Consider the following 14156-nt stretch of genomic DNA (forward strand, 5'->3'; position numbering starts at 1 on the left):
TCGTTGCCGCGGCGCCAATCATAAGCCGCAAGAGCAACGCTTCGCCTTTGTCAGGCGCCCACGGCTCGCGCACGTGCTATTCCACGGCTCGCGCACGTGCTATTTCGGTGTGAGGGTACCATCCGAAGATGTCGGCGAGCGTGTCGAGCATCGCTCTGGCCGCGTCGGATTGAAGTGAATAGTAGATCGTCTGGGCAGCCCTTCGCGTTTGCACGAGGTCCTGTTCTCGAAGAATTGCCAAATGCTGGGAAGTCGAAGATTGGCTCAATCCCACCTCGTCAGCCAGTACGGACACGGACATTTCGCCTTCGGCCAACAGATGCAGAATGTGAAGCCGTTTGGCATTCCCCATGGCCGACAGGAAATTAGCTTCGTTGTCGAAGGCGTTGGTTTCAGGGGAAGGCGCAGCTGACGGTTGATTGTTCAAGGCGAGATCTCCTTTAGGGAACCAAAGCCGGGCACCACCAGGTCATATCCCCGAACTTTAATTTAGAGATAACGCATGGGTGCGGGGCCGAAACCCATTATCGGCGCCGTATCGTCTTTTCCGGCGCGAATCGGATACGGGGCGCATCAAATGGACAGCGGCAGATCGTATTCGAGGCCGGCATCCTTCGCCTACTAGCGCGGGCCGACCTGGCGCATTTGTGCGGGCAGTGTTTCCCAGGCCCGGATCAGTTCGCCGATGGAGGTCGCCTCCATCTTGTGCATGACATTGCTGCGATGCAGCTTGACCGTCACCTCGCTGATGCCGAGGTCGAAGGCGATCTGCTTGTTGAGGCGGCCGCGCGCTACTTCATGCAGAACTTCGCGCTCGCGCTGCGTCAGTGTCTCCAGGCGCTTGATATTGCGCTTGGTGATCGCCGCTTCGGCCCGTCGTTCGGCATCCATCGCAATGCCGGCAGTCACGGCGTCGAGCAGCGTCTGGTCCCGCACCGGCTTCGTGAGAAAATCCACGGCGCCGGCCTTCATCGCCTGGACGGTCATCGGGATGTCGCCATGCCCGGTCAGGAAGATGATCGGCTTAGAAATGCCGTTTTCGGCCAGATGGCTCTGCAGGTGAAGGCCGCTTGCGCCTGGCATGCGCACGTCGAGGATCAGGCAGCCGGGGCAGTCCAAGATATCGGCGTCAAGCAATTCTCGGGTCGAAGCAAAACTGGTCGACTGGAAACCCGCCGACAGGATCAGCTCCGACAGCGCCTCGCGAACCGATGCGTCGTCATCGACGATAATGACAAGCGGCTGGGTCTCTTCATAACTGTACTGCAATGATAACGGCGCCGATCTCCGCGGCAACGGCTGGTCAACTCTCATGTCACCCTCCATCTGTCGATTTATGCAAAGCGTTGGCAATGGCCGCCAGCAAGGCCTGGGCATCGAAGGGCTTGCGGAAAAATCCGCTCGCGCCTTGAGCGCGTCCCTGATCCGCTATTTCGTGTCGGCCCGTGATCATGAATACCGGCAGCTCCGGACGCGACTTCCTCACGAGGTCGCGAAGTTCGAAGCCGTCGATGCCAGGCATTCCGATATCGGTGATGAGCAGGTCGAGGTCCGACAGCCCGTTGACGAGCAGCGATCCCGCCGATGAGAAGCTGCGGGCCACATAGCCCGCCGATTCCAGAAGGTCGCCCATCGATTCAAGCAACCTTGGATCGTCATCGACAATTGCCACGACATGTCTTGTCTTGTTCATGTTCAATTCCCTCCCACTCTGCGCGAGTGGGTTATCGGTATTTCCAATCTCTCCGCGATCCGCACCAGATCGGCGAGCGATGCCGCGGCCATTTTCTGCATCACGTTTCTTCTGTGGATCTGCAGCGTGACTTCGCTGATCCCCAGTTCGGCTGCGGCCTGCTTGTTGAGAAGGCCGCTGACGACGAGCGGCAGCACCTCGCGCTCGCGCGGCGTCAGGTCGAGATAGTGTTGTCTGAGCATGTCGATCTCGGCGCGCTCGGCTCTCTTTTCCCGATCCTGAGCAATCGCCGCGTGGATTGCCGCCATGAGATCCGCATCGCTGAACGGCTTGGTCAGGAAGTCCACCGCGCCATGCTTGATCGCACGCACGGAGGAGGGAATGTCGCCATGTCCCGTAATGAAGACGATCGGCGGATGATCCCTGTCGGCGATCTGTCTCTGCAGATCGAGACCGTTGATGTCAGGCAGCTCGATATCCAGCACGAGGCAGGCGGGCACATCCGGCTTGTCCGCTCTCACGTAGTCGCAGGCCGATTCGAAGGCGATGGCGTGCATGCCGTGCGAGTCCAGCAGCTCGACGAGCGCTTCCCGGATACGTTCATCGTCGTCGACGATGAAGACGATATGGTCGTCGGCCGTCATGGCGCCGCCTTCGTTTCAATAGGCAATGTGAAGATCAACGTCGCTCCGCACGGATTGTTCTTCTCGGCCCACAATCGTCCGCCGTGCAGTTCGACGATCGAGCGGCAGATGGCCAGGCCCATGCCCATGCCGTTTTCCTTCGTCGTGAAGAACGGCTCGAACATCTTTTCGGGAAATTCGATGCCCTGGCCGCGATCGCTGATCTCGGTCTGGAGGATATTCCCGATCTGGCGCACGCGGATTTCAATGACCCTGTCGCCTGTCGTGGCGTCCATTGCCTCGATGCCGTTGCGGATGAGATTGATGAGAACCTGCTGGATCTGGACGCGGTCGATTGCGATGAGCGGAAGGGCGGCATCGACCTCCACCTCCATCCGAACGTGACGACGCCAGGCCTCGTCGGCCATGAGGTTGCGCGCTTCGTTGACGATACCGGAGAGCGTCGATGGGGTCCTCCTGTCTACGGATTGCTTGAACAGAGCGCGAATGCGGCTGACGACATCCGCCGCCGAGTTGGCATCCCGGATGATGCGCTCGACCGTCCTCTGTGCCCGCTCCATATTCGGCGGCTCGGCCATGAGCCAGCGCTGGCAAGCGTGTGAGTTGGCCACGACGGCCGCGAGCGGCTGGTTCACCTCGTGCGCAATGGAGGCTGAAAGTTCGGCCAGGCTCGCCACTTGGCTCGCCCGTGCAAGACCCTCTCGCGCTCGACGCAGATCTTCCTCCGTGTGAACCTCACCGTCGATATCAAGGCAGATGACATTCCACTGGACGATGACGCCTTCGGCATTGCGCATCGGTGCCGCACGGGTCTCGACCCAGCGATATTCACCATCATGGCGCCGCAGACGGTGCCTACGCGCATAGGGCTCGCCAGTGGATAATGAATGGGCATAGTTTTCCTTGACACCTGCCAAATCGTCGGGATGAACACCGGCATCGAGTGTGCCGTCCAGCCGGGTTTTGTCCGTTCCATCCAGCTCTTCGAGATTATAACCGAGGAAGTCGCGCAGTTGCTGGCTGCGATAGATCGGTTCTCCATCAGGTGCTGCGCAATCGATCATTGCCGGCAGCGTTTCAACGAGCTGCCAAAGCGAACGCTCTCTCTCCCGCAGTGCCTCCTCGACGCGCAGTTGATCGTCGATGTCATGCGACAGACCATACCATTGGACGATCCGGCCGCTCTGATCCCGCAACGGCTCCGCGCTGCCTTTCACCCAGCGGTAGACGCCATCGGCGCGCCGCAGGCGATACTGACTGGAGAAGCGCTCCCCGGTGGCGAAGGAATGGTTGAGCGCTTGCTCGAGGCCGGCGGCATCGTCGGGATGGACGGCGGCCTCGATGAGCGCTGCCAGCCGGCTGACACCCGGCTTTTCCATGTCGGCGATGTCGAGACCCAGAAAATCGATCAGGCGCTGGTTGAAAAAAGTCGGAGCGCCTTCCGGATTGAGCCGCCAGAGCAGGCTCGGAACCATGTCCACGAGTTGCGAAAGCTCTCGCTCTCGGTCGCGCAATGCTTCCTGCGCGCGCATCTCATCGTCGATGTCGACGGATATGACATACCATTGCATGATCGCGCCGCTTTGATCGCGCAGCGGCTCGGCTCGGCCATCGACCCAGCGATAGGCTCCGTCGAAACGGCGCATGCGATATTTTATCGAGAAGGGCTCGCCGCTGGCGAGGGAATGATGAACCGTCTCCAGCAATCGTGATGCGTCATCGGGATGGACGAGGGTTTCAATGACCGACGAGAGGCGGCTCATGCCTGGCTTGTCCATATCGCCAACATCGAGACCGAAAAAGTCGATCAGGCGCTTGTTGAAGAAGACCGGCTCGCCTTCCGGCGTCAGGCGCCTGATCTGCACCGGGACCATGTCCACGAGCTGCGAGAGCTCGCGCTCTCGGTCGCGCAACGCCTGCAGCGCACGCACCTCCTCGTCGATGTCGAGGGAGACACCGTACCATTGCACGACCGTTCCGTGGTCGTCACGCCGAGGCTCCACTCTGCATTCCGCCCAGCGATAGACGCCGTCCTTTTCAAGCCAGCGGAACCGCATGGTGGTGCCGCCGCCGGTTTCGAAACAGGTGTGCAGCGTGCGCTGCACTTCGGACGCATCCTCGGGATGGACCAGGTGCTGCAGGAGTTCATCGATGCGCGGTTCGGCCTGCGCGTCAAAATTGGCGATGACGGCGTGGAAATGATCCTGGTAGCGTTTGTTGAAGTAGATCGATCCGCCTGTTGGTTCCACGCTCCAAATGCGGACCGGCACGGCATCGATCATCTGTTGAAGCTGCCGTTCGCTCCGGCGCACGGTCTCTTCGGCATGCACCTGATCGTCGATATCGTGACAAAGCCCGTACCACTGGACGATGTTGCCGGCCTGATCGCGCATCGGCTCGGCGCGGCTCGACATCCAGTGATAGAGACCGTCGGCGCGCCGCAGCCGATACCGCATGACGAAGCTCTCCCCGGTTGCAAGGCAATGGCGAAGGGCGTCCCTGAACCCGGCTGCGTCATCGGGATGAACGATGGCCTGCAGGACCGCCTCCAGTCGGCTGATGCCTGGCCTGTCCGAGTCCGCCACGTCGAGACCGAGGAAATCGACCATCCGCCTGTTGAAAAAGGTCGGCTCGCCGTCGGGCGTCAGACGCCAGACATGACTCGGCACCATGTCCACGAGCTGAGAGAGTTCCCGCTCCCGGTCGCGCAACGTCTCCACGCTTTGGCGCAACGTCAGCACCGCCAGCTGGTGCTGCCGGGATATGGCGGCAACGATAAGCGCCGAAAATGCCGAAATGGCCAAAAACAGCTGCAGCATGATCTGCTTGTGTTTCTGGGACTCGGCGTCGCCGACAAATTGGCTGGCGCCGGTTACCGTAAATACCGCCGTGATTAGAGCGAGCAGGGCGAGCGATACGGCAGCACCCTTGAACTCGAAACGGACCGCCGCCCAAAGAAGAGGCGGCATGATGATATAGGCGAAGGGAAGATAGCCGCTGAGCGAAAGAGCCGCGACACCGAGAAAGATGAGCCCCAGGACGCAGGCTTCCACCCATTGCGCGGTCGAGAACTGAGTCTTGCCGCGCCAGCTGTGAAAGAGCACCAGCGCCAGCGGCGCTACAATCAGAACCCCGGTTGCGTCTCCGATCCACCATAGTGGCCAGGCCGTCGCGAAGGATTGTGATTGGATCGCGAACCAGGCGAGCGTCGCACTTCCCACGGTCGCGCTCACGATCGGTGCGATTCCGGCAGCCAGGACGACGAATGTGAGAACTTCCTGCAGAGTTTCCATATGAACAGGGTGCTTCAAGGTCCGGTTCACCAGCCATGCCGCGACCACCGCTCCGAGAGCGTTGCCGACATAGATCAGGAAGGCCGCGGGCACGGGGCTGTAGAACCACAGGAAATTGCTGAACATCTCTGCCAGGCAAGCCGACAGGATCCACCATGGCCAGCTGCGCCTTGAGGCGAGGATGAGCGTAGCCACGAAAAGCCCGCCCGGAGGCCAGATGGAAATACCCGTTCCCGGCACGATTGCCAGCGACTGTGCGAAGCCGCAGGCGAGTACATAGGCGAGGAAGAAAAGCCCCAGATGCAGGAACTGGGGACGGTGCGACCAAACGCTCAGCATCCACTGCTCCTGCCGGACCGAGAGAACCGGGGGATCGTCAGCATTTCCTGAAGCGGTCGTTCTCGATTTCGGGGCGGGAGCGCTCATCTTCAAACCGTAATCCCGCGACACCACAACCGCAACTCATGGAAACCCATGCATTGCGCGGGAATGTAGCCGGAATTTTCGGGGGCGAACGCGCAATCCGAAGGCTCTTCCCTCCTTCCGATGGCACAGACTAGACCTTGGGCTGCCTCCGCTATGCCACAGGTCTAAGGCGCCGGACCTCAAGCACGATGGAAGGCGCGCGGCTTTCCGGCCATTGTCGATCCGCGCGAGGCATTGCGAACGAGATGCAACAGAGGATGCAGACATGAAAATCATGGTGGTGGGAGCAAGCGGTCTCATCGGAACCCGGCTCAGCGAGAAGCTGCGCCGCTCGGGCCATGACGTCACGGCCGCATCATTGTCGCTGGGCGTCGATACGGTGTCCGGCAAGGGTCTCGAAGCGGCAATGGCGGGAACCGAAATCGTCGTTGACGTAACCAATGCCGCATCGTTCGGTGACAGTTCGGCGTTCGATTTCTTCAAGGCGTCGACGAAGAACTTGCTCGCAGCTGTGGGGCAAGCCGGCATCCGGCACTATCTCGCACTCTCCGTCGTTGGCACGCCGCGCCTCGTGGAGAGCGACTATTTTCGCGCGAAAATGGTGCAGGAAAATCTGATCCGCGCTTCAGGTCGACCTCATACGATTCTCCGCTCCACGCAATTTTACGAGTCCATAAACGGATTGATCGACATCGGCGTTGAAGGCAATGTCTTTCGATTGCCATCGGCCTTGATGAGGCCGGTCGCAGCCGGGGATGTCGCCGCATTCCTGGCGGAACTGGCCGCCGGCGCTCCCTCGGGCGATGTCGTCGAAATCGGCGGCCCGGAGCAGTTCGGCATCGATGAAATCGCCCGGATCTATCTCGCCGCGAACGAAGACGAACGCCAGGTGATAACCGATCAATCCACGTCGTATTTCGGCGTCGAACTGACCGACGACGCCCTGATTCCCGGCGCCGATGCGCGCGTGGCGCGCCAGACGCTTTCCGACTGGCTCTACCAATCGATGGGGGAGTAGGCCGCGCGGCTTTTCTTCCGGCCGGTTGGAGACTTAAAATCGACCCGCCGCAGAACGTTCATCTGGCTGCGACTAGAACCCTCAAAGGCTCACCGCAATCTTTAAATAGAGATGAACGGGGGGGGGGAAGGCTTGCCTCCTGAAAGATTGGCGGCGGGTACAACAACGAGCGAGCATATTCCGTGTCGGTTGAGCAGCGTTTAGCCCAGCCGCCTAGATCAGTGTTTCGGGGATGCCCCAAGATTGACAAAAAGACATCCATTGCCGATCTCTATCTGGGTCAGAAGGTCGGCCCTTACCTCTTCGCCAACAACCGCTTTTATGTGCCGCCACTTTTGGCTCTTCGGATGTGCGGGCACCGGTACGCCCTCTCGCAAGAACAGCGTCACTTCAGGAGCTTCATCTGATTTGTAGATGCAAATTCTCACCGGCTCACATCCCTGTTAACAGCAAATATTGTGCACTGCAAAACAAGGGATGGCAAACATTCATTTGCCGGGTAAGTCAATGTTGGGCCGGTGTAGACCCGTGATCCTGAGGCGCACCCTGCCGCCCGATGCTGAGGACGGCGTCCGTCGGAAGGTCGAGGGGCGCGACGCCGGAGGTTCGGATGTTTTCACCTAAGTCGCCGGGGTTCACCACATCGAAGCATTCAGGAAACCTTCATGAAGCTCAGGGCTGAACTAGTCGCACCCCGCTCCAAATCCCGTCGGCAGCGGTCGAAAAGGAGGGGAGGCGCACATGGGCAACGCACAGATCGATCGGGTCGGTCGGGTGAGATCAGGCTTCGGTTTCATTCTCGTCCTCGTTTCCCTACTGTCCAGCCCTCAATCCTTCGCCGCACCCGCCGATATCGGCGGCTTGACGGTGACCCTGCCCGATGCCGCTTCCGGCTGGAGGAAAGCCGGCAAGGGCAATCTGTTCATGCTGCAGAAAGATTTTCCGGAAACGGAGGACGACAAGCGCGGCAATGCTCTAATTCAGATCACCAAGCCGCTCCCGGCAGCGCGCAGTTCCCTGCAGGCCGGCATGATTCTCGAAAAAAGGTGAGGACCTGTTGATTGTCGACGCAGACTACCGCGCCGTGCCGCCGTTTGATGAGGGCACGACGCTCGACGGCGAATGGGTATCCACCTTCGCCTCGAGCGGCATTGACTGCGACCTCATCGGGATTGGTGGCGTCCAGCCATACGCTGACGCTTCATCGAAACGGTACTTTCGAACGCACAGGCTGGTCGGGCGCCTCGATGGCGAACGAAATCGGCGGATCGCAATCGGGCGTCACTACGTCAAGCAACCGGCCGGGAGCAAGCGGACGCTACAAGCTTTCCGGTTATCGCCTCGATCTGACCGACGCCAGCGGTAGGACCAAACCATGAGCATATTCGAACCCGACAAAGGTTCCGACGGGCTTCTGGTGATCAACGGCAACAACTACCTGAAGGACGATGGGAAATAGAGATGTAGCGCCCAAGCTATTGATAAATATTGCTTATAGGGTGACATGATTGACCTCCGAGTGGTTGCAAAGCCACCGTAGTTATCAGTCACTTCGAGTCATCGGCAATGCGCGAATCACTTGAAATCTGGCTCATGTCGCAAGCTGTCTTGGCGGGCTGAAATGGGCGGTTTGGTTAAGCATTTGTAAATTGGTAACGAATCGAGGCATATAGTAACTGCGCAACTGAAGCGCTTTCGTTCAAAATTGCGCAGTTACCTGGGAAGAAGATCATGCAGCCGAGTCTTGCTCTTCAAGACGATCAAGAGCACCTCCCATCGCTTCTGGCTACAGATGCGAAGGAGTTATCCTATCAACTTCAGCAGCATCAGGCAAAAATCTTTCCCCCGCTCTCGCAAAAGACCATCAGAACATTTTCGCCGGCGGAAGCTGCGGCCTTCATCGGCATCGGCGAAGGTTATCTCCGCCAGGTGGCCGCGGACGGCCACGGCCCCGATCCGCTCGCAAACGGACGGCGGCTTTACAGTGCAACCGATATGGACCGGATTCGCCGGGTCCTCGACGAGCGAAACGGAACGCCGAAATATGTGCCGGCCCGCCGGCCGGGCGAAAAACTCCAGATCATCTCCGTCATGAATTTCAAGGGTGGCTCGGGCAAGACCACCACTGCGGCCCATCTAGCGCAGTTCATGGCGCTCAGGGGCTACCGCGTGCTCGCCGTCGACCTCGATCCGCAGGCCTCCTTGTCCGCCTTGTTCGGTCATCAGCCGGAGTTCGACGTCGGAGAGGGCGAAACGATCTACGGTGCGATCCGATATGAGGATCCGCGCCCCATCGCCGACATCGTGCGCGCCACCTACACGCCCAATCTGCATCTCATTCCGGGCAATCTCGAGCTGATGGAATTCGAGCACGAGACCCCAAAGGCGATGGCGTCGGGTACGGCGGAGACGATGTTCTTTGCCCGCATCGGCGAGGTCCTGACGGAGATCGAAAGCCTTTACGACGTCGTGGTCATCGACTGCCCGCCACAACTGGGGTTCTTGACGATGTCGGCGCTCTGCGCGGCCACCTCGGTCTTGATCACGGTCCACCCGCAGATGCTGGATGTGATGTCGATGTCGCAGTTTCTGACGATGACGAGTGAGCTGATGTCGGTCGTGGAAAAGGCCGGCGGGCGTACCAGCTATGACTGGATGCGCTATCTCGTGACGCGGTTCGAGCCGAACGACGGACCGCAAAGCCAGATGACAGGCTTCATGCGGGCGATCTTCGGCAATCGAATGCTCCACAACGCCATGGTGAAGTCGACGGCGGTCGCCGACGCCGGCGTCACCAAGCAGACACTCTACGAGGTCGAGCGGTCGCAGTTCACACGCGGAACCTACGATCGGGCACTGGAATCCCTCAACCTCGTGAATGGCGAGATCGAAGCGCATATTCGCTCGACCTGGGGAAGGAAATAGATAGATGGCGCGCAAGAACCTCATCGAAATTTCCGCTCCGAACCCGGCAAGGGCGGATGCGGTCGCGCCGCGCGACAATCGTCCCATCGCCGGATTCGTGCCGCAGGAGCGCAGTGCCGCGCCGGTCGGCGGCATTACCAAGACGCTTGGCAACATTACCGAGAAAATGGAGCGGGCGAGTGAGCTGGAACGGCAGCTTGCCACCGGCCAGACTATCGTCGAACTCGATCCCGGCCTGATCGACGCTTCCTTCGTCAGTGATCGATTGGCGATCGATGCGGCCGAACTCGCGCAGCTCGTCTTGCAGATCCGCGAGCATGGGCAGCAGGTTCCGATCCTTGTCCGCCCGCATCCGGAAACCAGGGGACGCTATCAGGTCGCCTACGGCCATCGGCGCCTGGCGGCCACCCGAGAGATTGGCATCCGGGTGCGTGCGGTCGTCCGCGATCTCACCGACGGTCAACTGGTCGTCAGCCAGGGACAGGAAAACAGCGCTCGAACCAATCTCTCCTACATCGAGCGCGCGCTCTTCGCATCGCGGCTCGAGGAACGCAGCTTTGGCCGCGATGTGATTATGGCGGCTCTCGGCGTGGACAAGGCGGCGCTGTCGAGAATGCTGATCGTCATCCGGCAGGTCCCTCTGGAGCTCGTCAACGCCATCGGTGCCGCACCTGATATCGGCCGCCGGCGATGGTTGGAACTGGGCGAGCGGCTTGAGAAAGCCGACGTCGAAAAGATCATCGCGGAGTTGTCCGCGGACGACGCGCGCAAAATTTCGAGCGACGAGCGGTTTCACCGGGCACTCGTTCTGGCGACGAAGAAGACGGCCGCGCCGAAGCCGGCGGTGGCCAAAACCCAGGTTAGCGGCGTGCCTGTCATGATCAAGAAGACAGCATCCGGTGCGACCTTCGTCTTCGACGGCAAGACCGCGCCCGGTTTCGATCTATTCGTCCAGGAAAGGCTGAAGGGCCTGTTCCAGGAGTTCAACAAGGACAGAGGAGCGTAGCGCGCAAAAGAAAAAGGCCCCCAACGACGACGCCGTGGAAGCCCTTCTCAGATCTTAAGCACATCAAGAATCGCATTTCCACGAATCACAGTCAAGCGTCTTAGGCACCAAATTGGTGGATGGTTTTCTTTTGCCTGAACGAAGGTGAAGGCAAATGGAGAGTGGATATGTGACGACGCCCTTCGGGCGGCGGCCGATGTCGCTTGGCATGCTGGCAAGCCAGCAACTGGCCGAGACCATCGAGCCGGGGATGAAACGCAGCAAATGGAAGCTGTTCAGGGCGATCTGCGAAGCACGGCCGGCGCTTGGCGTCACCGATCGGGCGCTGACGGTGCTCGACGCGCTTTTGACCTTCTACCCTGACGACGAGATCTCCGAGGAAAAGGGACTGATCGTCTTCCCGTCGAATGCGCAGCTTTCGTTGCGCGCTCGTGGCATGACCCCAGCCACCCTCAGGCGGCATCTTGCCGTCCTGGTCGAGGCCGGCCTGATCCTGCGCAAGGACAGCCCGAATGGAAAGCGCTATGCGCGCCGCGATAGAGCAGGGGCTATAGGCGAGGCCTTCGGCTTCAGCGTCGCACCGCTTCTGGCCCGTGCTGTCGAAATCGAAAGCCTGGCCGCTCAGGCGGTTGCCGACCGGGAGCTGTTACGGGTGACAAGGGAACGCCTGACGGTGTGCCGGCGCGATATCTCCAAGCTGATAGCGACCGCGCTCGAAGAAGGGATTTCCGGTGATTGGGAGGGCATTTCGGCGATGTTTCGAGCGCTTCTTGCCCGAATTCCACGCGTGGCGACCGCCGAAGACCTGGCGCCGCTGCTCGACGAGATGGGGCTGCTGCGCGCCGAGATCGTCAACATGCTGGAAAGACGGATAAAAGCAAAAAAAATGAACGCCAATGAGTCTCAAATTGAGCATCACAAACAGAATTCAAATCCCCACTCCCCTTATGAACTTGAACCAAGCTTCGAACCGAAGCAGGGCGAAAAGGCAGCGGCCGATAACGACCCGAACGCCGGGCCGTCAGACGAACGAAGATTGAAACAGCAAAAGCCTTCCGGCGGGACGAGCAGCGCGGGGGGCGCGGCCGATCCGGGCGCCGGACCAGGCCTGAAATCCTTCCCGCTCGGCCTCGTCCTCCAGGCCTGCCCCAGTATTCTCGATTACGGGCCTGGCGGAAGCATCGGCAATTGGCGAGACCTGATGTCGGCCGCCGTCGTCGTGCGGTCGATGCTCGGCGTCAGCCCCTCGGCCTATGAGGAAGCCTGCTCGGGCATGGGGCCGGAAAACGCCGCAACCGTGATCGCTTGCATCCTGGAAAGGGGAGGGCACATCAACTCGCCCGGCGGTTATCTCAGAGATCTGACACGAAGGACCGAGAGGGGCGAATTTGCGATCGGCCCGATGCTGATGGCGCTCGTGCGGGCGAACGGGCCAACGGCGAAGCATGCCAGTTGATCGTGAGAAAGCGACTGCCTCGATATTCGTGCAGCGAGGCAGTGCGCAATCACCTCTTTACATCTAACATGTTAGTTTGCTACACTTGATCCATTCTTTGGGAGGAAGCATATTTGACACAAAAATTCGGGCTCTCGGTCGCTCTCGCCACACCATTCGACAGCAATGGCGATATCGCGATTGGGGCGATCATCGAGCAGGCACGCCGAAGCCTCGCTGCGGGGTGCTCGAGTGTGACCCTGTTCGGGACGACGGGTGAAGGTTCTTCCATCGGCACGCGGGAACGTGAGCGTGTTCTCGCTTCCTTGCTCGATAGTGGGATAGCCGCAAAGCAGATCATCGTCGGTGTGCTGGTCGACGCGGCCGAGGATGCGGCGATGCAGGCCGGCCATGCGCTTTCCAAGGGAGCCCGCAATATCCTTCTTGCTCCTCCTTCCTACTTCAAGAACGTCAGTGACGATGGCGTCTTCCAGTGGTTCTCGGCTGTCTTCGCCATCCTTGGCGACAAGGCGCGAGACATTATCGTCTACAACATTCCCTCGGTCACCATGGTTCCGCTGACTGTTTCGCTGATCGGCCGCCTGCGGACCGCCTTTCCCAACGTGGTAACGGGCGTCAAGGATTCCTCCGGCGATTGGCCTTTTACCGAAACGCTACTGAAGGCGCATGGCGATCTCGTCATCCTGGTGGGGGACGAACGTCACCTGGCGAAGGGCGTGCGGCTTGGCGGCCAGGGTGCGATCTCCGGCATGGCGAATTTCGTACCTCGCGAAGTCAAGCTGATGGCGGAGAAAGGCATGGACGATCCTCGCGTCGAGAATTTCGTGGCCGAACTGCTGAAATTTCCGGTGACCGCCGCCGTGAAAGCGATGGTCGCTCACCTGACGTCGGATGAAATCTGGCTTGCGGTTCGACCACCACTCGTCTCAATATCCGGTGAAGGGCAGGCGCAACTCGCTCTTGCGTTCGACACTCTTTTCCGCTCGAAAGCGGCATAGGTCGGAGATGTTTCTGGGGGAGGCGATGGACGGAACGGACGAGCAGCCGACACTGCGGGAAAAGGCGTATGAGAGCTTCACACGCCACCTTCTTGCGCGTGACGTGCGCCCCGGCCAGTTCGTTTCGCAGCGCCGCCTCGTTGAGCTGACAGGGCTGACGCTTGGCGCCATCCGCGAACTCATCCCGAGGCTCGAAGCCGAAGGGCTGATCAAGACGGTGCCACAGCGGGGTTTGCAGATCGCTCATATCGACCTGAACCTCATTCGCGAGGCGTTCCAGCTGCGCGTCTTCCTGGAGAAGGAAGCGGTTGCGCTTTTCACCCGCTCTGCATCTGACGAGACCGTCGCCGGGCTCCTGAAGCAGCATCGGGATATTGCCGACGCCATTCGAAATGGCGATGGATCGCACGAACTGGAAGTGCACGCACAAGCTGTCGATTGGGGCATGCACGATGCCTTTATCGATGCTTTGGGAAATACCATCATCTCGAACGCCTACCGGGTGAACTCGATCAAGATGCGCCTGATCAGTCAGGACCGTTTTCGCATCGATGGTCACGTCGGACCTGTCATGGGTGAGCACCTGAAGGTGCTCGAGGCGATCGAACGACGATCGGCGGAGGACGCCGTCAACAGCCTTGTCGCACATATCAATCATGCAAGAGATCGTGCGCTCAGGATATAATCGGAAATAAAC

11 protein-coding genes and 1 pseudogene are annotated in these 14156 nt (G+C 60.0%); 7 read left to right on the plus strand and 5 right to left on the minus strand.

Going from position 1 to position 14156, the window contains the following annotated elements:
• Positions 1–76: 76 nt before the first annotated feature.
• From BS630_RS07900 to BS630_RS07920, 5 genes are all read right to left on the minus strand, one after another.
• On the minus strand, positions 77–427 hold the full coding sequence (locus tag BS630_RS07900; RefSeq protein ID WP_077976960.1) for an ArsR/SmtB family transcription factor: 351 nt from the start codon (positions 425–427) through the stop codon (positions 77–79).
• A 194-nt stretch (positions 428–621) separates the two neighbouring features.
• Positions 622–1314: a response regulator transcription factor gene (locus BS630_RS07905; RefSeq protein WP_077976961.1), complete on the minus strand. Its 693-nt coding sequence runs from the start codon at positions 1312–1314 to the stop codon at positions 622–624.
• Between the two features lies 1 nt (position 1315).
• Entirely contained in the window at positions 1316–1693 is a 378-nt protein-coding gene (locus tag BS630_RS07910; protein ID WP_003550117.1) for a response regulator, read from the minus strand.
• Positions 1694–1695: 2 nt separating this feature from the next.
• Complete coding sequence (locus BS630_RS07915) at positions 1696–2337, minus strand: response regulator transcription factor (RefSeq protein ID WP_077976962.1); 642 nt, start codon at positions 2335–2337, stop codon at positions 1696–1698.
• Positions 2334–5969 (minus strand): PAS domain-containing protein, encoded by a 3636-nt coding sequence (locus BS630_RS07920; protein WP_077976963.1) that lies wholly within the window; start codon positions 5967–5969, stop codon positions 2334–2336. Before BS630_RS07920 ends, BS630_RS07915 begins: the two co-directional genes overlap by 4 nt.
• Before the next feature lie 352 nt (positions 5970–6321).
• Here BS630_RS07920 and BS630_RS07925 point away from each other — a divergent pair, with 352 nt between their 5' ends.
• The 7 genes and pseudogenes from BS630_RS07925 (at position 6322) to BS630_RS07960 (ending at position 14144) form a co-directional block, all read left to right on the plus strand.
• Positions 6322–7074 carry an SDR family oxidoreductase gene (locus BS630_RS07925; RefSeq protein ID WP_077976964.1) on the plus strand — a complete coding sequence of 251 codons (753 nt, stop codon included), beginning with the start codon at positions 6322–6324 and terminating at the stop codon, positions 7072–7074.
• A 741-nt stretch (positions 7075–7815) separates the two neighbouring features.
• A pseudogene (locus BS630_RS07935) lies at positions 7816–8533 on the plus strand (hypothetical protein).
• A 272-nt stretch (positions 8534–8805) separates the two neighbouring features.
• On the plus strand, positions 8806–9999 hold the full coding sequence (gene repA, locus BS630_RS07940; protein WP_003562607.1) for a plasmid partitioning protein RepA: 1194 nt from the start codon (positions 8806–8808) through the stop codon (positions 9997–9999).
• A 4-nt stretch (positions 10000–10003) separates the two neighbouring features.
• Positions 10004–11005 carry a plasmid partitioning protein RepB gene (gene repB / locus BS630_RS07945; RefSeq protein WP_077976966.1) on the plus strand — a complete coding sequence of 334 codons (1002 nt, stop codon included), beginning with the start codon at positions 10004–10006 and terminating at the stop codon, positions 11003–11005.
• Between the two features lie 154 nt (positions 11006–11159).
• On the plus strand, positions 11160–12461 hold the full coding sequence (gene repC, locus BS630_RS07950) for a plasmid replication protein RepC (RefSeq protein WP_077976967.1): 1302 nt from the start codon (positions 11160–11162) through the stop codon (positions 12459–12461).
• 113 nt (positions 12462–12574) lie between these two features.
• On the plus strand, positions 12575–13459 hold the full coding sequence (locus tag BS630_RS07955; protein WP_077976968.1) for a dihydrodipicolinate synthase family protein: 885 nt from the start codon (positions 12575–12577) through the stop codon (positions 13457–13459).
• A gap of 7 nt (positions 13460–13466) precedes the next feature.
• The gene (locus BS630_RS07960; RefSeq protein WP_170269071.1) at positions 13467–14144 is read left to right on the plus strand and encodes a GntR family transcriptional regulator; all 678 of its coding nucleotides are present in this window, start codon (positions 13467–13469) and stop codon (positions 14142–14144) included.
• Positions 14145–14156: the final 12 nt, after the last annotated feature.

This window comes from Rhizobium laguerreae (assembly GCF_002008165.1).
GTDB classification, from domain to species: domain Bacteria; phylum Pseudomonadota; class Alphaproteobacteria; order Rhizobiales; family Rhizobiaceae; genus Rhizobium; species Rhizobium laguerreae.